At 43.2% G+C, this 21,000-nt stretch carries 19 protein-coding genes; 7 read left to right on the top strand and 12 right to left on the bottom strand.

What is annotated here, in order from left to right; all coding sequences use genetic code 11:
- The first annotated feature begins 65 nt into the window (after positions 1-65).
- The gene (locus U0035_RS05545; protein ID WP_114789042.1) at positions 66-353 is read left to right on the top strand and encodes a hypothetical protein; all 288 of its coding nucleotides are present in this window, start codon (positions 66-68) and stop codon (positions 351-353) included.
- 426 nt (positions 354-779) lie between these two features.
- On the opposite strand, the gene U0035_RS05540 is transcribed toward U0035_RS05545, so the two are convergent.
- Positions 780-947: a hypothetical protein gene (locus tag U0035_RS05540; protein WP_162817730.1), complete on the bottom strand. Its 168-nt coding sequence runs from the start codon at positions 945-947 to the stop codon at positions 780-782.
- Positions 948-988: 41 nt separating this feature from the next.
- Here U0035_RS05540 and chrA point away from each other — a divergent pair, with 41 nt between their 5' ends.
- The gene (gene chrA / locus U0035_RS05535; protein ID WP_114789041.1) at positions 989-2,104 is read left to right on the top strand and encodes a chromate efflux transporter; all 1,116 of its coding nucleotides are present in this window, start codon (positions 989-991) and stop codon (positions 2,102-2,104) included.
- A gap of 140 nt (positions 2,105-2,244) precedes the next feature.
- Here chrA and U0035_RS05530 read toward each other — a convergent pair whose 3' ends face one another.
- Positions 2,245-3,384 (bottom strand): C1 family peptidase, encoded by a 1,140-nt coding sequence (locus tag U0035_RS05530; protein WP_114789040.1) that lies wholly within the window; start codon positions 3,382-3,384, stop codon positions 2,245-2,247.
- An 839-nt stretch (positions 3,385-4,223) separates the two neighbouring features.
- Between U0035_RS05530 and U0035_RS05525 the strand changes: the two genes are divergently transcribed.
- Positions 4,224-7,154: a SusC/RagA family TonB-linked outer membrane protein gene (locus tag U0035_RS05525; protein ID WP_114789037.1), complete on the top strand. Its 2,931-nt coding sequence runs from the start codon at positions 4,224-4,226 to the stop codon at positions 7,152-7,154.
- Positions 7,155-7,166: 12 nt separating this feature from the next.
- Complete coding sequence (locus tag U0035_RS05520; RefSeq protein WP_114789036.1) at positions 7,167-8,759, top strand: RagB/SusD family nutrient uptake outer membrane protein; 1,593 nt, start codon at positions 7,167-7,169, stop codon at positions 8,757-8,759.
- Positions 8,760-8,875: 116 nt separating this feature from the next.
- On the opposite strand, the gene U0035_RS05515 is transcribed toward U0035_RS05520, so the two are convergent.
- The 3 genes from U0035_RS05515 to U0035_RS05505 all read right to left on the bottom strand — a co-directional run bounded on the left by U0035_RS05515 (position 8,876) and on the right by U0035_RS05505 (position 10,760).
- Complete coding sequence (locus U0035_RS05515) at positions 8,876-9,778, bottom strand: sugar phosphate isomerase/epimerase family protein (RefSeq protein WP_114789682.1); 903 nt, start codon at positions 9,776-9,778, stop codon at positions 8,876-8,878.
- A gap of 208 nt (positions 9,779-9,986) precedes the next feature.
- A complete protein-coding gene (gene gloA2 / locus U0035_RS05510; protein ID WP_114789035.1) occupies positions 9,987-10,373 on the bottom strand; it encodes an SMU1112c/YaeR family gloxylase I-like metalloprotein in 387 nt (128 codons plus the stop codon).
- A gap of 153 nt (positions 10,374-10,526) precedes the next feature.
- Positions 10,527-10,760, bottom strand: a complete 234-nt coding sequence (locus U0035_RS05505; protein WP_162817729.1) for a hypothetical protein — start codon at positions 10,758-10,760, stop codon at positions 10,527-10,529.
- Between the two features lie 182 nt (positions 10,761-10,942).
- Here U0035_RS05505 and U0035_RS05500 point away from each other — a divergent pair, with 182 nt between their 5' ends.
- Complete coding sequence (locus U0035_RS05500; protein WP_114789032.1) at positions 10,943-11,551, top strand: DNA-3-methyladenine glycosylase; 609 nt, start codon at positions 10,943-10,945, stop codon at positions 11,549-11,551.
- Positions 11,552-11,725: 174 nt separating this feature from the next.
- On the opposite strand, the gene U0035_RS05495 is transcribed toward U0035_RS05500, so the two are convergent.
- The 6 genes from U0035_RS05495 to U0035_RS05470 form a co-directional block, all read right to left on the bottom strand.
- Complete coding sequence (locus U0035_RS05495) at positions 11,726-12,922, bottom strand: sensor histidine kinase (protein WP_114789031.1); 1,197 nt, start codon at positions 12,920-12,922, stop codon at positions 11,726-11,728.
- The gene (locus U0035_RS05490) at positions 12,919-13,938 is read right to left on the bottom strand and encodes a SpoIIE family protein phosphatase (RefSeq protein ID WP_114789030.1); all 1,020 of its coding nucleotides are present in this window, start codon (positions 13,936-13,938) and stop codon (positions 12,919-12,921) included. The genes U0035_RS05495 and U0035_RS05490 overlap by 4 nt, the downstream gene beginning before the upstream one ends.
- Complete coding sequence (locus U0035_RS05485; RefSeq protein WP_114789029.1) at positions 13,931-14,353, bottom strand: anti-sigma regulatory factor; 423 nt, start codon at positions 14,351-14,353, stop codon at positions 13,931-13,933. Before U0035_RS05485 ends, U0035_RS05490 begins: the two co-directional genes overlap by 8 nt.
- Positions 14,325-14,741: an STAS domain-containing protein gene (locus U0035_RS05480; protein ID WP_114789028.1), complete on the bottom strand. Its 417-nt coding sequence runs from the start codon at positions 14,739-14,741 to the stop codon at positions 14,325-14,327. The genes U0035_RS05485 and U0035_RS05480 overlap by 29 nt, the downstream gene beginning before the upstream one ends.
- Before the next feature lie 10 nt (positions 14,742-14,751).
- Entirely contained in the window at positions 14,752-15,606 is an 855-nt protein-coding gene (locus U0035_RS05475; protein WP_114789027.1) for an STAS domain-containing protein, read from the bottom strand.
- Between the two features lie 281 nt (positions 15,607-15,887).
- Positions 15,888-17,438 (bottom strand): DEAD/DEAH box helicase, encoded by a 1,551-nt coding sequence (locus tag U0035_RS05470; RefSeq protein WP_114789681.1) that lies wholly within the window; start codon positions 17,436-17,438, stop codon positions 15,888-15,890.
- Positions 17,439-17,603: 165 nt separating this feature from the next.
- Here U0035_RS05470 and U0035_RS05465 point away from each other — a divergent pair, with 165 nt between their 5' ends.
- Complete coding sequence (locus U0035_RS05465; protein WP_114789026.1) at positions 17,604-17,906, top strand: DUF1264 domain-containing protein; 303 nt, start codon at positions 17,604-17,606, stop codon at positions 17,904-17,906.
- Positions 17,907-18,212: 306 nt separating this feature from the next.
- Here the strand turns inward: U0035_RS05465 and map are convergent, their stop codons facing one another.
- Positions 18,213-18,977 (bottom strand): type I methionyl aminopeptidase, encoded by a 765-nt coding sequence (gene map / locus U0035_RS05460; RefSeq protein WP_114789025.1) that lies wholly within the window; start codon positions 18,975-18,977, stop codon positions 18,213-18,215.
- A 128-nt stretch (positions 18,978-19,105) separates the two neighbouring features.
- Here map and U0035_RS05455 point away from each other — a divergent pair, with 128 nt between their 5' ends.
- Positions 19,106-20,953: a sensor histidine kinase gene (locus U0035_RS05455; RefSeq protein ID WP_114789024.1), complete on the top strand. Its 1,848-nt coding sequence runs from the start codon at positions 19,106-19,108 to the stop codon at positions 20,951-20,953.
- Positions 20,954-21,000 lie beyond the last annotated feature (47 nt).

Genomic DNA, 21,000 nt, shown 5'->3' with positions numbered 1-21,000 from the left:
TTTCTGCCCATTTCTCATGAATCTGATGCGTCGGACCTTTGCATGATCAACAAAAAATTGATACTATGACAAAGGCATATTTACAGATCACCTTACAGATCGACGAGACCGACAGGGCAAATGCAGCCGGTATATACCAGAAATACAGATCATCTTTCCTGGAATCAGTCCCGGGCGCACTATCCAAAGAACTACTGGTACATATTCAGGGTGTACAGGTGTTACATGGTTTTGAAAGCGTTGAAGCAGCGCAGGCCTACCTGACCAGCGAACTGTTCAATAAAGATGTAGTGGAAGCCCTGAAACCCTATCTTAAAAGACAGCCGGATATCAGGATTTATAACGTGGTGTAACGGGATTTCTTTATCAGCATTGCCGTCTGACCGGGAGGGCAATGCTTTCTTTCAACTTTATTGTTAAATCACGATACCGGTCAGGGGCTAGGCCGCAACCTGCAACAACGCTCCGCTCGCACTCTACAGCTTCGAGCGAAGAAGTCATCGACCCGTAACAAATAAAAGCAGCATTATAATGAAATGCTGGTACGGGAAACAGGCCTCTTACCGGTTACTGGATTGACAAAAGCACTGGAAGAGCTTTTAAGTAAGTCGTTTTAGCTGAATATTGACCGGGTGACAGGTGCTGAATGGCTTTGTCCCCCGGTTTTATTTTCTTAGAAAGATTACGGATGGAATATAGCCCATCCCTGATATTGACGTAGTATGATTTCACCGTTGACGCTCGGAACGTATTGAACGAAGTCACAAAGATCTTCCTGCTTAATGGTTCTTTCTTTCTTCGTCGAACACTGCCCAAATATGACCTGTGATATCGTTGACCTTTTCGAGTTCCGAAAAGTACCAGTTTTTGACATAATCATACAGCATACTGTGTGTAGGTAAAAGACTGGTCTTGGTATATTTGCCAGCGCTAATAGAGCTTTTCATAATTCAAAACATTGTCAAGATGTTTGGCAGATCAACATATTATGTCTGATTCATTAAAGGAAATAGCAAAAATTTCGTTCAAACTTGGATGTATAGGCTTCGGAGGCATCGCTGGTATGATATCAACTATCGAAAAAGAATTGGTAGTAAAGCGTAAATGGATCGACCACCAGCATTTTATGGATGTATTAAGTGCATCTTACATTATTCCCGGCCCCAATTCAGTTGAAATTATGATGCATTGTGGTAAGGAGAGAGGAGGTCGCGCAGGATTGATTACTGCTGGTATCTGTTACATTCTTCCGGCCACCTTAATATGTCTTGTGTTTGCGTTTTTTTATAAACAGTATAGTGCATTACCCAATGTACAGCGATTTATATCAGGCATACGTCCGGCTACAACAGCATTGGTAATCGGTACCTTGTTCAGGTTGAGCGGCACATTAAAAAAGAGTTACTGGTTAATAGGACTTTGCATCCTTGTTTTTATAGGTGGTCTAGCAGGGATCAGCGAGATACTACTCATCCTTGGGGCAGGCATAGTTAACTGCCTTTTCCACTCTTCAAGAGATCGCATTAGGTCTGTGGTGCTTGCACCATTTTTACCACTGTTTGTCCAGGACGGATCGAACTTTACATTGGGAAAGCTCTTTCTTATTTTCTTAAAAATAGGTGCAATTTTATATGGCAGTGGCTATGTATTGTTCGCTTATATGGACGCTGATCTTGTGCAAAGAAATCATTGGTTGACCAGGCAGCAACTGATGGACGCGATCGCGGTTGGACAACTTACGCCCGGGCCTATTTTATCAAGTGCCACTTTTGCAGGTTATCTTGTTAGTGGTGTGTCCGGAGGCGTGCTGGCAACAACAGCTATATTCCTTCCATCGTTCTTTATATCTCTTTTCCTGCATCGGCTGCTATCCTATGCCCGTAGGAGCAAAACCTTACGCTTGTTTCTCGACGGGTTGAGTGCTGCTTCTATCGCAGTCATCGCCATAGTCGGCGTTAATCTTACTCGAACCACATTGGGAGATTGGAGAAACAGCTTTATCCTTTTACTTTGTCTTTGTTTAACTCTTTTTGTGAAAAAAATAACCACAGTGGCGGTAATAATTATTGGTGCTGCATGCGGTTATCTGCTTACGTTCTATTAATAATGCGCCGGTGTTGGCAATGAATCGCGAAGTCTTTTATCTCTACCGTCCTCGAACCGGTGAACTGTGTTAGAAAAATTCTTAAATACCGTCTTAAGCCATACAGGCATCTTCTTGTCCTAATCTGTCTAAATTGTGTGTTACAAAGACAACTTCAAACGGGTAGTATCTGCCAACCCTTTTTTATGCAGTAATACCGAAATCCCTTTCATTCTTATATAGGCAGTGCTAAGATACATATAGCCATTCCTGCCGGCTCCGGGCCCCCAGGAGTTTTTACATTTATAATAAAGATGCCCGTTCTGATCCTGAACAAGACCCGTAATGTGCATCAGGTGATCATCGGTGGTTTGAAAATTTTCAAAGGCGTCCTGCCGCATTTGCTGAGTTACCTGTTTTTCGGGCCTGTATTCAGTAAGTATAAGTCGGTTATTTGCGGTATCATTAGGAAGCAAAGTGACCCCCTGTTCGGAAGGAAATGTGGGTTCCGTGCCATCTATATCCAATGCTAAAGAATAACCTGTATGAATCGCATGGTTGATGTTGGCGATAAATTCATCCAGCGGAAGATTCAGGTACTGCTGGTTGGCCCAGTTTGCGGGTATACTTAATACAAATGGCTTGAAAAAAGGAACATTTGAAAACGAGGTGATCGTGATGTAATCGGCAGGGTTCAAATTCGTATAGGCCAGGAAGCTTTTTGCAGTATACATGTTATTGTTATAGCGAAACGAATCGGGTACGCTCCCCATATATTTATCTAAAATATGTGGTACCGTCTGTTTCCATGCTGTTCCCAGCTTATTGGAGGGATTCGCATATCTTTTTACAGAATCTTCCAATTCTTCAAACATTTTAAAGTGGTTATGCCGCGTCTGGCCATTGATCAGGCCGGTGTAACCGGATTCAGGAAGCAGTCCAAAGACTGAAGCGCTTATAACCGGATCATGATTGAGGCCGCCCTCGGTAAAGCGGGCTGTTCCCTGCCGTAGTATATAATTCTGAGCTTTCAAAAGATAAGCACCCCGGACAAAATACATTTCGGACAGCTTTATCTTTTCGCCTTTAATACGCACAATCTCCGTTTCCAGGAACGAGGCTGTTGAGAAACTCCAGCAAGTGCCGGAACTGCATTGATCCGTAACCGGCAATACGGGCATTTCTGCTACGGGGGTAAAAATGTATTTGCTCTCAGGTAACTTCGGTGTGTCTGGCTGATCTGCTTTATGATGGCAGGCCCAAAGTAGGACGGGTAGTAAAAAAAAGAGGTTCTTGCGCATAATAAAAGAATTCAGTGTTAAAAGGTCGGCAGCTTCAAAGGAAACAAAGATTTGCACTATTGTAAATGAAAGGTCGGTAAACAGCGGGTTGGGTAAGGTAAAACGCCGGTTTGATGTCGTATGCAGATTTTTTTATTGGGAAGAAGGCCGGCTTAGGATTGAAAATACCGGGTTGAAATTGTCGTTAGCGAGATGGATGAAATCTACATTCCAAGAAAAATATAAAAGCTTTGATACGAAGGGCCATATGGGCAGGAATGTGTCAGCAACGATATGAATCTAAAAATTTACTCCATAATAGGCTCCTCCTCCTATAGCCTTAAATGTAAGCTTGGACCTATCCTTTGTATAGCTATAAAGATCTCATTCCTGATCCTGTTCATTTCTACGTAAGCTTTTTCAGATAGTGTATAAACAGAACAATCAGGATAGAGGTTCGAATCCTGTTTTCCCGCTCATAATAAGGAAGGTCACATTTGTGTCCGGTTTTGCCGGTTGCGGCCGGGCCGGGCTGAGGATAAATGAAAGATAATCCATCCGCTTCAGAGTAAGATAATTTACACTTGTTGCACCCTTCTGCAAACATTTTTGCAGATTGGGGAAACCGTATACCTGATGCCATCCTGATGAGCACTTGAATAAACCTGCTACGTAAAAAAGCTTTCACGTACTATCGACTTCACTTTAATGTGGTGGCTATATTGCTTATGGATGTTAATATAAAGTAAATGAATCGGTAACATTGGCGTAATCTCATAAAAGTATTTTTGACAAATGATTTTCCCATTTGCGTTGAACTTGCTTATGAGTGTATAATCTCCCTTTAAACTTTATTTTATATGAAAGGAACATTTATTGCGATCATCCTGATTGCAATGTCGGTAACTCAATTGTATGCTCAAACCATCAAAGGTACGGTGCGTGACAACAAGGGCGCTCCGCTATCTGGTATCAGTATTCTGGTTAAAGGTTCAAATATCGGTACCTCAACAAATGCTGATGGTGCTTATACGCTAACCCTATCGGAGACTGCAAAGGCCGGGACACTTATTTTTTCGGGCATCGGCTACAAGCAAACTGATATATCGATCAACAACAGAACAGAAATTAATGTGATTCTGGAGGCCAACGATGTGGGTTTGGAAGAGGTAGTAGTAATGGGGTTTTCGGAAGTAGATCGGAAACATATTGCTTCTTCGGTTTCACAAATGGATATGGAAAAAATTAAGAATCGACCCATATTCAAAATGCAGGATGCTTTTTCTGGCACTATTCCGGGCGTTACCATGATGCGGGGAAGCAGTCTGCCCGGAAGTGTGCCGGGCACTATTTCCATCCGCGGTATCAGTACTTTGGGGGCGGCCGATCCTTTGGTAATAGTAGATGGTATGGAGCAAAGTATTCACGATATTGATCCTAACCAGGTAAAAAGCATCACCGTTTTAAAAGATGCTGCTTCCGCTTCTATGTACGGATCCCGCGGAGCCAATGGTGTTATTATTATTGAAACGGATCGTGGCCAAACCGGGCAGTTTAAAGTATATACCAATAACTGGTATGCCTTGAACAAGCCCATTGACCTGCCGAAGTTTGTGGGCGGCGCCGAGTTTATGAAATTACGTAATGAGACACTATTGCATCAGGGACAGCCTGCCGTGTACTCGCAGGAGGAAATTACCCGGTTTGAAAGCGGGGAGCGGAAGGATGTTAACTGGTTGGATGAAATAATGCAGCGTAATTCTACAGCTTTAAATAATAATGTCAGCGTGTCGGGCGGGGGTGGCGTAGGTACATTTAATCTAATGCTGGGGCATATTAAAGAGAATGGCTTGAACGATATTGAAGGTACTCAAAAATTCTCTGCACGTTTTAATACCAATATCAATATTGCAGATAAGTTTGTTCTGATGGCCGATTTTTATGCCCACAGGCTGCAGGTAGATCGCTTAATGGCTAACGATGATGGTCACGGGCTCTATAAGCTGGCCTGGCGAATGAACCCTACACAAGCTGTATTTTATGATGTAGACCGCCCGGATCCCTATATTCTTCATAATAATATCAACCCCGTAGCTTCTATTACCCGTGGCGGTATTCAGAATAATATGTACGATCGCAGCACCATTAACCTGCGTCCCAAATATAATATCAGCAGGAACCTGAATATTGAAGCCAATGTATCCTATATGATCAATAAATCTGCTGAAAAACTCGAACGGAAGACTTTTAAATTTTTTGATGAAAATAATGCACCGGTAACTATATGGACTAATTCGGTATCGGCTACACAAGGCGTTAGCGAGAGTCAATTGACTGCCCGGGCATTGATCAATTATAATAAAAAATTGCGGAAGGATAAGGATAAGATCTATTTAACTGCCGGATCTGAGGTAATGAACTATACTTATACAGATTACAGGGAGATTAGCAAATCCTCTTTTTTTGGTAAGCTGAATTACTCATTCGACAACAGGTATATTCTTGAGTTGACAGGCCGCTCGGATGGAAGCTCGAAATTTGCACCGGGACATCGGTGGGGCTTTTTTCCTTCCGGGGGCTTTGCCTGGAATGTACATAACGAAACTTTTTTTACGGGGCTGTTAGAGAGCGGCGCCATCACCAATCTGAAATTGAGGGCTTCTTATGGATTAATAGGTAATGAAAATGTCGGACCTTATCTATGGCAGGAGTCAGTGAATAACTATGGCTGGATGATCAGGGTGCCTAATCCCGAATTTTCATGGGAGAAGCAAAAACAGTGGAACCTTGGCTTAGACCTTACTGCGCTTAACGACCGGCTGAGTTTTACAGCAGAAGTGTATCGCAAAATGTCTTATGACCTGATCTATGACCAGTTTTCTGTACCTCCGCTAACCGGTTCCAATACGTTGGTATCTGCTGTTAATATCGGCTCGGTAGAAAACAAGGGCTGGGAGCTATCTGCGAACTGGTCTGACAAGGCGGGAGATTTTTCTTATAAGATCGGAGGTATGCTTTTCGATAACCGGAACAAAATGCTAAAAGCCGGGTACACCGATATGGATAGCCTTATTTTTAAAGGCAACAATGATCGTATATGGTATAAAGGTATTCCGATCAACAATTATTATGGTTTTGAAACCGATGGTTTCTTTCAAACCCGTGAAGAAATTGATGCTACAGCGGCAAAAATGCCCAATACCTTGCCCGGTGATATCCGTTATGTAGACCAGAACGGGGACGGGCTTATCAATGACCAGGATCGGGTTTACCTGGCAGACCCGTTGCCTCATTTTAATTATGCGATCAATTTGGATCTGCATTATAAAAGCTGGGACTTCTCTGCATTGGGACAGGGAATTGGAAAACGTACGGGCCGTTTGATGGGGCAGGAGGCTTACCCTGTTTATGTAGATGGAAACAGTAATAACTTAGGTGCTCCCAGGGTCGAATATGTAGCCAGTCACTGGTCGCCTGAAAACCCCGATAGCCGTTTTCCGAGGCTTTGGACCGGCCCTACTTCTAATACCTTGCTAAGTGACGTATGGTTAAGCAACGCTGCTTTCTTCCGGGTAAAGTCACTGCAATTAGGCTACACCTTCCCGAAGATTGGCAGAAGCTTCAAAAATTTCAGGATATACCTGAACGCGCAGGACGTATTTACCATAACAAAGTGGGAGGGGTTAGATCCTGAGCGCATTGATGTGGACAGCCCGGGAACTAACGACGGGAATGGTAATTATCCGCGCATGGCAACTTACAGTTTTGGAATCAGCACAAGTATCTATTAAAAATTCTATCTAATGAAAAAATACATAATAGCGCTAGCAATTGCTATCATTTCTTTATCGGGATGCGAAAAATTTTTGGACAAGAGAGATCCAACTGCTACTTCTTTTGACGAGTTTTTTACTACAGAAGAAGATATACGACGGGTGGTATATAGTAGTTTTTTAGATGCGTTTACGCATCCCACCGAACGCAGACTATTGTTTTATATGATGGAGGGCAGGAGTGATAATGCGTATGCCAGGATCGAAACGGATCATCACATGATCATCGCCAACGGAAACCTCACCAGCAATAGCCGCGCCTCTGAATATTACTGGACGCTCTTTATGAAACATATAGGCCGTATCAATACCTACCTGAAAAATATTGATATACCTTATGTAGAGAATCCGTCTACCCGCCAAAGGTATAAGGCGATACTGGAAGGGTTGCGGATATGGCACTATTTCCGCACTACCTATTATTGGGGCGATATACCATTTGTTTTAGTGCCTGTAAACTTAGAAGAATCAACGCCTCCATTGACATCGCAGGCGGAGGTGTTGGATCAGTTATTTGAAATGAGCGAGGATGTGGCCAGCCGGCTACCTGAAGATGAAGGAACCACTAATGTTTATATGTTCAATAAATACTCTTTTAAATCTGTTGTAATGCGCTATGCCCTGTATTTTGGACGCTACGAGCTGGCAGCACGTTTGGCCAGAGAAATTATCGACAGTAAGAAATACCAGCTGAATGCAAAATATGGAGACTTGTTTACCTATAAAGCAGATAAAACGAATAAAGAGTTTATTGTTAAGTTCGACATGGAAAGCCATGCTAACTCGGCTACTCAATCGTTTGAGCACCTGGCGCCCCAATACCGTACCGGCAGAGGTCAATCGTACTGTGTACCTACAAAAGCCCTGGTAGATGCTTACTGGACGGCGCAGGGAAGACCCATTGATCAATGCCCGCTGCATACCAAACAAGAGTACGAGTTAAATCCAAAACTGAATCGTGATCCACGCCTGTCAGTAAGCATTTTTGGTAATGGAGACTTGCTGAATAATGAAAAAATTGATGTATACGATTCCAAAAGTATTTTTTACTACCAAAACCTGCGCAGCAGCCGTACCGGTTACTGGTTTAAAAAATATGTTGATGAAGCAGATCTGTTTCGTACCGGGGGAAATATGCATTTTGGTCTGACCCGTTATGCCGAGGTATTGCTTACCTACGCTGAAGCCAAAATTATGTTGGATGATGTAGACGATTTAGCTAAAAGCTGTATTAACCAGGTGCGTCAGCGCGCGGGTCTTGATATGACTATTGCGGATGTAACGCTGGGCAGTAAAACCAGGCAGGAATGGATCGCATTATTACGTAATGAGAGACGTATTGAATTTGCCGGAGAGGGTGTAAGATATGATGATCTGCTAAGATGGAAGATCGCTGAAGTGGCGCTTAATCAACCCGTGCTGGGCCATACCCGCATGCTGAATGGTAATATGGAAAGCCTTAAAGTGGAAGACCGCAGGTTTTTAAATCATCAATACAAGTGGCCTTTCCATGAAAGTAGCTTATCTACCGAACCCAATTTAATTCAGAATCCTGGCTACTGAGGTGTGAACGTTTGCCAAGCACGATCTTATCAAAATGCTGCGGTTTTATAACCCCGCGGCATTTTTGATTGACACTCTTTTATCTTTTGCTGCAATGCAGATCACAGTACCAGGGCTTATTTTACAGAAAGTACGTTCTCAGAATATCCGACACATTTTTGAACCTCTTTTACTGCATCAGAAGCAGGCGGGATGGGGTATTCAAGTTCAACGCTTACGGGGATCTGGTAGCGCATGGATTTAAGCAGGTTTAGAATTTCGTCAATAGGTGTATCACCCTGCCCCCAGGGTAAATTAGCGCCTCCGTTTTCTTTATTTTTCCTGTCTTTCAGATGCATAGAGGTGATCCGTTTGTGATTTGCCTTTATGAATGCCAGTAAGCTTTCCCTGGTATTATTGCCCCCCGCGGCAATATAGTGGCCGCAGTCCAGGTTGATGGCATTGTAGGGAGATTGGGCCAATGCCGTTACCCAGGCCTGGTCATTACCCTGTAGGTGGTTATGATAAGATACATATACCTTGTGCTTAGCCGCAAGCTTCCCTAATCTTTCTGATTGTTTAGGGTCTTTAGGTAGCTCTACTGTAACAGACTTTGCGCCCAGTGCTTTTGCTGCTTTTAAAGCATATTCAATTTCTTCATCAGTGTTATCAGGTCCGAGCGCATTGGGCTTAAAAGCATAAATGCTAACACCTGCATCATTAAACATTTTTTTTACTTTTTTAAACCCGTCCAAAGATACAGAGGTTCTCCATGCTGCTACCTGTTTGGGGTCCGCAGGTTTTCCCAGGTAAACTTCCACAGGGTCACCCATTAATTCCGTGGCGCTGATGCCACTTCTTACAATATGATCTAGTACCTGTTCAAGTTTACCGGGCATAGTGCGGTAAGAGTAAGTGATCACCCCCATCTGGACACCTGAAAATTTAGAATCAGGTTTCTGGCCAAAACTAAAAAGATAGCATAGAATCAGTATATGACATAAAATAAGCTTGAAGGTAAGGGGTTTATGACGCGTCATATTTTTTAAAGAAGAATGCATAGGGCAATAATGTTTTTATTCATATGAAAATAACCTTTCGAAGTTAATAAGAACGGGATAGACCTGCAAATATACCCTTCCTTTCTATGTAAAAAGTACGTAGTAACGGAAGGCGGCATAGGTTGATTCTTTTATCCGTGCTCAGCAAAAAGTATCCTGTTGAAGCTAAGACCAGGTCGGGAGAAAGCTATAATTCGTAAACTTCTATCGGTAACAGGTCGGGATCCGTAAAAAAAGTAAATTTTTTACCGGTAAATTCATCTGTGCGAACCGGCTCGGGTGTAATGTTCTTTGATTGCAGATATTTAACGGTATCAGCGATGTTCGTGACGCTAAAGGCGATATGCCTTAGCCCGGTGGCTTCAGGCCGGGTTAGCCTTTCAGGCGGATCGGGAAAGCTGAAAAGTTCAATTAAGTATTGGCCGTTCAGCGAAAGATCTAATTTATGAGAATTTCTTTCAGCTCTGAAAACTTCTTGTTCAATTGTAAATCCAAGCACTTCTGTATAGAATTTTTTAGACCTTTCATAGTCCGAACAAATAATGGCGATATGGTGCAGTTTTTCAATTTTCATGCTGTAAGGTAGGAAGTCTATATCAAATTACAGTAAGTGTTGAGCTTTTCAACGTGTTTCCTCATTTTTCTTCAGCGGTCCATTGGGTAACAGGATCCCGCCCTGTCTTTTGAAAATGCCGCGTTGTAACAACAATGATGCTGGATTTCACGGTCAACCATTCTTTAGTCCGGAAGAGATTATTGCAATCGCCACCCTCGTCCTTATAGGGGTAATAAGCTGGACATATTGCGGCTTTATTTCATCTTTAGTGTTCCATTCGTTATCAATTTTTTTAGTTTGAGTAACAAATGTCTGTGCATTAACTTTAAATGCTTTTGCCTGCGCCAATACCATGCAGGTAGCTGCAAAAAAGAAAATGATATATAATAAGATTTTGATGTTCATTATTATTGCCCGCCGGACTTTTCCTGTAAACAAAAATGACATCTTATGCTTTATATCAGCCCTCTCCCGGAAATTTCCGACAATCCGGCTAATAAAAGAAAGTATAAGGGATGGAATAGATATTGATGCCTTTACCGGAAAATATACCAGTGCCGTGATAAAAAAATAATTAATTTGGGGTCTTGAAAAAGCTTGATAAAACCTATTACAGCAACCAGGATGTGCTGTTCCTGGCCAAAGACCTGCTCGGTAAAGTGTTGGTGACCCGGATCAATGGAGAGGTGACATCAGGCATCATCACAGAGACGGAAGCCTATGCCGGAGTGACCGATAAGGCCTCCCATGCTTATGGAGGCAGGCGCACGAACCGAACAGAGATCATGTATCAGGCGGGAGGCGTTTCCTATGTTTATCTTTGTTATGGTATACATTATTTGTTTAATGTGGTTACTTTTATCAAAGATGAGCCTCATGCCATATTGATAAGAGCAGTGGAACCTTTGGCGGGTAAGGATATCATTGAAAAGCGGCGCAACCGGAGCATTGATAAGGCCTCTGTTTCTGCCGGTCCGGGCTCGGTAAGTAAGGCGCTTGGAATTGATCTGAGTTTGAATGCAAAGGATTTAACCGGCCAGGAAATATGGATAGAGGATCATGGTTTTCTATTTAATGATAATGAAATAGTGGCCACGCCCCGTGTGGGTGTAGATTATGCCGGCGACCACGCGCTGCTGCCCTGGCGTTTTTTTGTAAGGGGAAATCGATATATAAGTAAGCCTAATAAAGTCTAGCCAGGACGAACTGGTAAAACTATCTGCTGTTTTTTCAGACTCTTAACCCGGCAAATTTCTGATCGCCTTAATATGATGGACCAGTTCGGCCGGCTTCCTGCTTGAAAGGCTGCAAACCAATTGCAGAAACTGTTCCGTACCGGATCAGGAAATAAGCTCTTTTATAAAATAGATCTAAGCCTGGTGTAGCGGAAGCCTGAATGTAAATGCAGACCCCTCTCCGGGCACACTGCTGGCAGTCAATGAGCCATTGTGATCTTCTATGATCCTGGCGGTAACATACAATCCCATACCCAGTCCACTAAATTTGCTTCGTTCATTTTTCCCTCTGTAAAATTTGCTGAAAACCCTGGAAAGCGTGTCCTCAGACATACCGATACCCTGATCCCTAACAGTTACTACTAATTGCTCTGCGGTACAGTTGGCATGAATAGTGATAGTAGTGCCCGGATCGGAGTACTTGGCAGCATTCCCCACTACATTATTGAAAACCTGTTCAATTTTGATCTTGTCAATATTCAACAGCGCCAGGTCTAAAGAAAGGGAAGGGGCGATATGGTGATCAGGACATAACAATTTAAGATTTTCGATCACCTCGTCAAAAAAAAGGGGGGCGGTTATGACTTCCCGCTCATAGTTGAAGTTGCCTGTTTCCATCCGGGAGATATCCAGTAATTGCCGGGTAAGCCGTACCAGCTTGGTAGTATGTAAATGAAGCCTTTGAAGATATCCTGTTAATGCGGGGTTGGTCTTTGGATCCAGCTTCAATGCGATCTGTGCCATGGAATGCGCTACCGTAAGCGGCCCATTGATCTCGTGACTGGCTATGGAAAGAAATTCTTTCTTTTGTTCGTTCAGATACTTAATGCTGACCAGCTCCAATTCGTGCTGCAGGTTAGCCTGCTGTAGCTCACTGTTGCGGAGCTTTACTTCCTCGTAAGAATTAATGGGGGAAGCCCCAAGAAGATCTGTTTGCAGTTGCTGAATTTTTTTATCACTCAGGTTCAACGACCTCGGCATAGTAAGGCTCAGTGTAACACGCTCCTTCCCATCTTCGAAACCCTTGTTAAAAACGGGAACCAGCTTCTTGGCATATTCGTAGCCAGGATTAGGATGCGGTATTTTATCAGTGGGGTTATAAGTGATAATAGCCTCCAGTGCAAACCTGCCTTCCTCTGGCGCAGTGCCAATGATTAGCAGTCCATCTGTAGCTTTATCGATGACATCTCTGCAAACCTCAGAGACTGCTGTAGCGAACGCAGTTTGGGTGGCAGCGGTAAGCCCAAGTTTATCAGCAACCAATATGGACTTCTTATAGGCCAATGTCAGGTCCATTTCATTTTCCAATGTAGTACTGCCCAGGGTTGTCATCTTTTAAATTTTATGGCTACTACAGAACTATCGTCTGTGAGCCGGTTGAAGTCTTTAAGAAGCGCTACTGCTTTTATCATCGGGTCGCAACGATTTATGCCGGTGAATTTCGCCGTATCCCATCTTGACCGGATTCCGTCGGAACATAAAATCAGCTCCTGGAAAGAATCTATGGGCAGGATATTGTCATTCATCGTGCCCGGTATATTATGCCCGATAATCCCGTTATAGCATAAGATACTTTTGACTGTTTGGTTGACGCCGAACAGCTTGGTGCTGATATTTCCCACACCGGCAAAGGACACCGTTTTTTTTACAAGATCGGCAATGCATATCATAGCAACCAGCCCGCGTGTCTTGCGGACAGAGCTGTGCATATGCCTGATGATCTCAACCGGTGAATTGGACGCTATATTATGAAAAGCTTTGGCAGCTTCGTTAACAGCCAGATTAGCATCGGGTCCGTGACCCAGGCCGTCGGCCAGCATCAATTTAATAGACCGGTCTCCTTTACGGAGTACAAAACCATCACCCGATGTAGTTTCACCCTGTTTGGCCAGTACAAGTGGTTGAATTTCCGGGAATGTTTTCAGGCCTGTTATAGGCTGAGCAGTTTTAAAAATACGACTTACTACGATGGTTCCCCAACCTTTCAGAGAATATATGTCGAAGAAGTCGGAGAGCCGTTTAATACTTCCCAGTCCATGTCCGAGGGTATTCGAAGTTGAAAATCCGTCGAACATAACACGGCCCGTGTCGCTGATACCGGGTCCGTTATCAACCGAAATAATCTCTATATATCCACCCTGCAGCCATTCATTCCAGCCAAGCAAGATATATCCTCCTGTAGCATATTTACCCAAATTGGATGTAAGCTCTGCAATAATAAGATCTGTTTCGGCAATCCGCTTTTCGGTGAACTGGTGTTGCAATGCAAGGGCATGCACTTCTTTTTTTATAATAGCAAAATAGCTTCTGTCCGAAGCATTAAAGAATTTATGAGTGGCATCAACCATTTGCCCATTTTAATATGGTGACTGAAGTACCTTTACCTACTTCAGATTGTATGTCAAATTCATTAACCAGGCGTTTTGCACCGGGCAATCCCAGGCCAAGGCTTTTTTGAGTAGAGTATCCGTCCTTCATTGCCAGGCCAATGTCCGAGATGCCCGGCCCTTCATCCGCGAAAGTGAGTCGCACACCATTATCACGGCCGCGGGATACGATTTCCAGCAGCACTTTTCCCCCTCCGGCATATCGAAGCATATTACGGACTAATTCGCTGGCGGCAGTGATCAGCTTGGTTTGGTTTACCAGCCCCATTTTTATTTTAGTTGCTGCTTCCTTCAACCTGTTCCTGAAGACCACTACATCCTGCTCTTTCAACACCGGAACCTGGTCTTTATTCAGAACGATCAATCTCGTCGTCATCAGTATTTGTATTTTGATGCGACGCCGATGCACCGCCTGTTTTTGAATCAAGCAATGCCATACCTTTTTCTACATTCAATGCGGTTGAAACGCCTTTCAGGTCCAACCCTAATTCTACCAGTGTAATAGCCACGGCGGGCTGCATGCCTACCACAACTGTTTCCGCTCCCAGCAGTGATGCCATCGTGCCTATATTTCCGATGATGCGACCCATAAATGAATCGACAATGCTCACTGCCGATATATCTATAAGAATACCAGTTGAGTTATTAGCACTAACCGCTTTTACGAGGTCGCTTTCGAGATCAAGCGCCAAACGGTCATAAAGATCTACCTGGATGGTTACCAGTAAATACCTGCCCATCCGTAAAATGGGTATTCTATCCATAAAACTCCTCTTATTTGTTATTCAAAATCGTTTTAACCTCCAGGCGTAGTGTTCTGAATGCGTAAGACAGGGCACTCGCCAGTGATGATTTGGTGATGATGCCCGAAAGATCGATACCCAAATGGACAATCGTTTGAGCTATTTCAGGACGTATACCACTAATAATACATTCAGCGCCCATCAGCCTGGTGGCACTAACGGTTTTCAACAGGTGCTGGGCTACCAGTGAATCAACGGTTGGAACTCCCGAAATATCGAGGATCGCAATACTACTTCCTGATGCTACGATTTCCGTCAAAAGGCTTTCCATTACCACCTGCGTTCGGGCACTATCAAGTGTTCCTATAATCGGTAAGGCAAGGATATTATCCCAGATACGGATGACCGGTGTGGAAATTTCTGTGATCTCATCCGTTTGTCTTAAAATAACTTCTTCTCTTCCCTTTATAAAGGTTTCAAAAGTATAAATAGAAAAACTGTCAAAAAGTTTATTGAGTGAACGTATGGATTGCATAACAGTAGCCGCTTCCCAGTTTTGTTCTGATATCAGATCGATAAGTGCTTCTTTCAGGCTGATTACGAACAGCCCTGTTTCTTTGGGACTGAAGCCCTGCTGCGCCCTGGAAATGGAGATGCCGCCCAGTATCTCCAATACAGGGTCGAAGTCAGGAGATTCCGGATTGTCAATATTATCTTTGGATAAACCTTTAATGAATTCCTGAACCAGTTCCTCCGACTCATTTCTTAGTTCCTCGTTGCTGATCAGGTCATCTCTTAAACCGGTATCTGCAAGCTGATTAGTCATCCATTTCTCCAGGATGACGGATTGATTTTGCTGTAAAAACTTAAATATATCAATACTCATAATCAATAATTAAGGCATAATAGTACAACAAAAATGTTAAGCTGGTTGAAAAAAGTACGCTATAAAACCCTTCTGTTGCTTTTACAATTATTTAGGGTAAAAACTGTGGAATTTATTCTACAGTTTCTGCTGTTTTTTGATTTAATGAACCTCAGCCCGATGAATCAATTGTGATCGGTATTGATCATTCCAGGGAGAGTAAAGGGCAGGAAATCAGAAACTGGACGCATTGCCCTCAGCAGTTTCGCATCACCATCAGGTTATCACCTCAGCTTTCTTCATCAGGCGGCTGCCAATGGTTCCGTAAGGTTCCCCATCCACCGCTTTTTTCCCAATCGTTCAATAAGTTCAGACAATCTCAGGATGTAGTCTTCCGCTAACCATTGCAGGTAGCTGCGGGTGACTTTGCCCAGGCATTTACCATATTGCTTAACCCGATATTTAACGACATCCTTTAAATCTTTGGATAGTAATAAAGCTGAGGGAATATCATTACTGTTATCGAGGCACATTAATGCGTGCTGATGTATAGACTGTGAGATAACATAACGTGGCTTTCTGTTCATTTCCAGCGCTTCATTGTAAGCTTGCTGCACGTCGAAGTCGATATACAGGCTGTTAGGGAACTTTTGTCTGAGGTTGACGTTCATTTTATCCCCGGCAGATTGAGAGGGGCTGTAAAGGCTGGTATACAATTCGGGATAATCGAATGACTCCTGCCAGTTAATAGATTGTTGCCAGGGGCCAAATCTTTCTTCATTATTACCAAGATCAATAATAGTAAAGTGTTTCTTTCCGCTTTTGATTCTGGAGCCACGCCCGATCATTTGGTGGTATAAGGTGAGAGAAGTGGTAGCCCTGTATAAGATTACGCAATTCACAGAAGGTTCATCAAATCCGGTTGTCAGCATAGACACCGAGGTGAGTATGGCTGATTTGGTTTTTCTGAACCATTTTAAAATTTCGGTGCGCTCTTCAGAAGGGGTTTTATGATCTATATGCTTAACCGGTAAGCCGGCTTCTGCCAGGAATTGCTGAACCTTTACAGAGCTGAATACCCCCGTGTTAAAAATCAGGGTTTTAAGGCCTTTTGCATGCTGTTGGCAGGCATGGAGTAATAATTCAAGCATGGCCTGTGAACTGTATAGTGCGTCTGAAGATTGCATGGTAAAGTCTCCGCGTACACCGGTTGCCAGGCTGTTAAGTTCTACTTCATAACTGTAATATCTGGGTTTTGCCAGGTAACCATTTTCAATCAACTGTTCTATTGGCTCGCCAATAACTATTTTATCGTATGTTTTTTTTAATGGTAAGGATGGATCAGAGCTAAGTGGAGTGGCTGTGACACCGATAACGCAGGCATGGGGAAATTTAGAGATCAGTTTGGCAAAGGAATTATGATGAGCTTCGTCTACAATCAACAGGCCTACCGAAGCGGTATTGAATTTTCCGGCCTTAATCCTGTTTTTCATAGTCTCGACCATCGAAACATAGCAATAGGCAGAGGTGGTTTTTCGCAGAGATGATACCACACCTGAAATAACTTTACACCGGACTCCCTGTTTACTCAACTGGCGATGCGTTTGGGCACATAATTCCAGACGATGAGTCAGTACCACCACATCTCCATCTATCGTTCCCATATAACGCTTTACAATCTCCGAAAAAATACGTGTCTTGCCGGCGCCGGTAGGTAGCTGGTAGAGTAGCCGCTGACCGGCTGCCTGCTCTGCAAAATTAACCTCCGCGAATAAACGGTTGAGATCACGTATCTGGTACGGATAAAGTCCATTATCACTATTGGTCAGGTTGTTAGGGGATAAATTCGTCATACTTAAATCTGTCTGCATTTGTAATAGTCCTGATGCAAATTGGATGCCATTTAAAAACTATTGCTACTATCAATACAGGTCATTTAGTTGTAACTGTGCACGACGGCATAGCAATTGGTTTCCGTATTAAAAACCGGTTATGCAAAAAAATATGTTCTGCTATTCATGGGTGTGAAGTATATTATTACGTCCCGCATGTTTGCAACACTGCCCAATGAGGAGAAATTACTTTGGCACTCTCATCATCATGAATTAAAAACGGGTACGCTGATCGAACCAGGTGTTCCGGAGCCAGCTGAAACCGAGCTGATGAAAAAGCTTGTATCTACTTACGGCAAAACTATCCACACCTTGCATACCGATCAGCAGCGCAGTCTGCCAACCGGAGCTCCGATGATTATGATGGGCTTTACAAAGAGGGGCAATTGGAAGAGCGTTTACTCCTGGGGGATCGGGATCAAGATTTAAAGTTGAAACAAGAAAGATTAAGGAGCAAAGAGCCGGGATTCCCGATCCGCCTGTTGATTCATTAGCAAATGCCTGGGAGCAAGGTATTATCCGGCAGTTTGTTATAGTCGATAAGGCAGATAGCGCCCTTCATAAACATTAAAGCCTTAAAGTGTGCGGTACGTGATGCTAATGGCGACACATTTTATTCCCGGTTTGTAGAACGATTGCCCTGCTTCTCCTGAGTAATGGAGAGGAGTATAGGGATGGGGGGACTATAAAAGAGAATGATATGTCGAATCGTAATCGGACAGGTAAAATATGCTATTAATTCCAGATGCCATTCATTCCTGTTAGTATTATCGGTTGCCCGTCGGTAACAACAATAGTATGTTCATGTTGAGCCATATATCCTCCTTTGTCACCAACCATCGTCCAGCCATCCTGCAAAGTATCGGCATAGCTTGAAGCAGTGGTGATAAAGGTTTCAATAGCTACCACTTCGTTCTTCTTAAATTTACGCTTATAGTGCCGGTTGCGGTAGTTGGCTATTTCCAGCGGTTCTTCATGAAGGCTTCTTCCCACTCCATGCCCGGTAAGATTTTTAATTACTTTGTAGCCGCGTTTTTTAGCTTCCGTTTCAATAAGATGCCCGATGTCTGAAATACGAACACCGTCGTTTATGTTGGAGATTGCTTTATGTAAGATTTGTTTCGAGGCCGCCACCAGTTTTTGATGTTGATTTAAATCTTCCCCCAATACAAACGAACTGCCATTGTCAGACCAGAATCCATCCAGTTCCGCCGATACATCAATATTCACAAGGTCACCTTCTTTCAATATTCTTTTGTCAGAAGGGATGCCGTGGCAAAACTCATTATTCACACTAATGCAGGTATAACCCGGGAAGCCATAAGTTAAATAAGGTGCTGATTGGGCCGCGAACCTGCTTAAGAGCATCGCTCCATACTCATCTAATTCCTTTGTCGACATGCCGGGCTGTGCATATGCGATCATTTCCTTTAACGTGAGGGCAACTGCCTCACTTGCCTTTTGCAAGCCAATAAGTTCTGCTTCTTTTGTAATGGACATGTTGTCGATTTATTTTTAATAATCTCGAAACCGGATGATTGCAAATATACGCATAACCTGCCGGCCTTACCGGTGACAGGGCTGGTTATCACTTTTTCAGCTTTTAAAAAACGGCTAACTTTGGAATAATGAATAAGCCCTTGTTCTTTTTACTCTTTATAATGATTGGAGCGCAACCCGCTGTTGCCCAAACTTCTGAAATAGAACAAATAAGAGCTCAGTTACTTGTGACTAAGGATAGCCTGCAACAGGTAGACAGGTTGAATAGAATGGCTACATTGTTTTACGAGATCAACATTGATAGTACGTTTAATCTTGCAAAACTGGCCCGCGAAATTTCGGACCGGCATAACTATCAGAAAGGAAAAACGGATGCGATCAAAAACCTGGGAATATCCTTCGATGTTCGGGGTAATCCTCAACTGGCGCTACGGTATTATTTTAAGGCTTATGAAGGCTACCAGGCTATGGGAGATCATGCCAATTCGGTACAGATGCAAATGAATATCGGTATGGTGTACCAGCAAACAGGAAATGATGCAAGGGCTATCGAATTATTTAATGAGGCGTTAATGGGGAGCGCTATACTGGCTAAAGATTCAATGCTGGCTCCCCTTTTGTACAATTACCTGTTGATGTATCCCAAACATTTCGGAAAAGATTCAACAAAGTATTATCTCTCAAAAGCAAAGGAAATTGCAAGCCGTTACAAAGATCGTCTCGTTTTATTGGCTATAGAACAATTGGAAGCGAACGAGCTGATTGAAGACGGACGCCGGCGGGAAGGTGTAGAGCGCCTGGAATTAGCTATACAGAAAGCGCACGAACAGAAACTGTATTACGCGTCGATGGATATGATGATTGGCGCCGGTGATCAACTCTTGCCTGTCGACACGGCCAGGGCTTTATCGCATTACAGGGAAGCTTTACAAATAGCTGAAAAGCAGGGATACCTGTCATACAGCCAGGAGATCTCGAGAAAATTATTTGATTTTTATGCAGGTACCGATTATAAGCAGGCCGCATATTATGCCCGGTTGTCTTTAACATTGGCAGATCAGCAGAGAGAGCAGGAGAACGCTTCCGGTGTAGATTACATGGGATATGCAATACAGGAAAGTCAGCTCGCTTCAGCGCAGCGCCACCTGTCGGATCAGAGAAAGCTACTGGTCATAGGGGTTATTGCGCTTCTGATGATTATAATAATATTGTTGCTCATTCGTAAAAATCTTTTGAAATCGCGTTATTTTAATCAACAATTAATCTTAAAAAACAGGGAGTTGAATGATACGCTTTCGGCGTTAGAACATAGTCATAAAGAAAATACAAGGATATTAAGAGTAGTGGCGCATGACCTGCGCAGCCCGGTGGGAGCGATTTACTCGTTGGCCGGTATTATGCTCAGCAGTTCGCACAGGCGGCAGGATGATATTGAGATCCTGGATTTGATCCGTACATCCGGTGCCAATGCACTTCAATTGGTAGATGATCTGCTGCAGGTACAATTTAAAACGGAGAATATAGCAAAAGAGCTACTGGATATTTCGGAGGTTCTGCACTATTGTGTTACGATTCTTAAACCCAGGGCAAGTGCAAAGAAACAGGAACTGGTACTACATGCGCTGCCGTTGAAAATACCAGCCAACAGGGAACAATTATGGAGAGTGATCAGCAACCTTATTACTAATGCTATTAAATTTAGTCCCGAATCAGCACATATTGAAATTATTACTGAAAAAGCCGCCGGTAAGGTTTATATAAAAGTAATAGATAACGGCATTGGCATTCCTGAAAATCTTGAGTCCGGCTTATTTGAACTATACTCTCCGTCTAAAAGAGAAGGTACTGCCGGTGAGAAAACCTATGGAATGGGGCTGGCTATTTCAAAGCAAATAGTGGAAGGGCATGGGGGACGTTTGTGGTTTGAACCGAACAATCCCCGGGGATCCATATTCATAGTTGAACTTCCGTTATAGCAGTAAGATTTGTATTCGCTGACTATAATTTGCCCGAGGGGCAAGCC

Origin of the sequence: Niabella yanshanensis (assembly GCF_034424215.1) — a bacterium.
GTDB lineage: Bacteria > Bacteroidota > Bacteroidia > Chitinophagales > Chitinophagaceae > Niabella > Niabella yanshanensis.
Note: the sequence above shows the minus strand (reverse complement) of the source record. Positions and strands in the feature narration are given on the sequence as shown.

Coding starts and splice junctions, on each gene's coding strand:
- U0035_RS05545 (WP_114789042.1), top strand. CDS start 66: ATGACAAAGGCATATTTACAGATCACCTTACAGATCGACGAGACCGAC.
- U0035_RS05540 (WP_162817730.1), bottom strand. CDS start 947: ATGAAAAGCTCTATTAGCGCTGGCAAATATACCAAGACCAGTCTTTTA.
- chrA (WP_114789041.1), top strand. CDS start 989: ATGTCTGATTCATTAAAGGAAATAGCAAAAATTTCGTTCAAACTTGGA.
- U0035_RS05530 (WP_114789040.1), bottom strand. CDS start 3,384: ATGCGCAAGAACCTCTTTTTTTTACTACCCGTCCTACTTTGGGCCTGC.
- U0035_RS05525 (WP_114789037.1), top strand. CDS start 4,224: ATGAAAGGAACATTTATTGCGATCATCCTGATTGCAATGTCGGTAACT.
- U0035_RS05520 (WP_114789036.1), top strand. CDS start 7,167: ATGAAAAAATACATAATAGCGCTAGCAATTGCTATCATTTCTTTATCG.
- U0035_RS05515 (WP_114789682.1), bottom strand. CDS start 9,778: ATGACGCGTCATAAACCCCTTACCTTCAAGCTTATTTTATGTCATATA.
- gloA2 (WP_114789035.1), bottom strand. CDS start 10,373: ATGAAAATTGAAAAACTGCACCATATCGCCATTATTTGTTCGGACTAT.
- U0035_RS05505 (WP_162817729.1), bottom strand. CDS start 10,760: ATGAACATCAAAATCTTATTATATATCATTTTCTTTTTTGCAGCTACC.
- U0035_RS05495 (WP_114789031.1), bottom strand. CDS start 12,922: ATGACAACCCTGGGCAGTACTACATTGGAAAATGAAATGGACCTGACA.
- U0035_RS05490 (WP_114789030.1), bottom strand. CDS start 13,938: ATGGTTGATGCCACTCATAAATTCTTTAATGCTTCGGACAGAAGCTAT.
- U0035_RS05485 (WP_114789029.1), bottom strand. CDS start 14,353: ATGACGACGAGATTGATCGTTCTGAATAAAGACCAGGTTCCGGTGTTG.
- U0035_RS05480 (WP_114789028.1), bottom strand. CDS start 14,741: ATGGATAGAATACCCATTTTACGGATGGGCAGGTATTTACTGGTAACC.
- U0035_RS05475 (WP_114789027.1), bottom strand. CDS start 15,606: ATGAGTATTGATATATTTAAGTTTTTACAGCAAAATCAATCCGTCATC.
- U0035_RS05470 (WP_114789681.1), bottom strand. CDS start 17,438: ATGACGAATTTATCCCCTAACAACCTGACCAATAGTGATAATGGACTT.
- U0035_RS05465 (WP_114789026.1), top strand. CDS start 17,604: ATGGGTGTGAAGTATATTATTACGTCCCGCATGTTTGCAACACTGCCC.
- map (WP_114789025.1), bottom strand. CDS start 18,977: ATGTCCATTACAAAAGAAGCAGAACTTATTGGCTTGCAAAAGGCAAGT.
- U0035_RS05455 (WP_114789024.1), top strand. CDS start 19,106: ATGAATAAGCCCTTGTTCTTTTTACTCTTTATAATGATTGGAGCGCAA.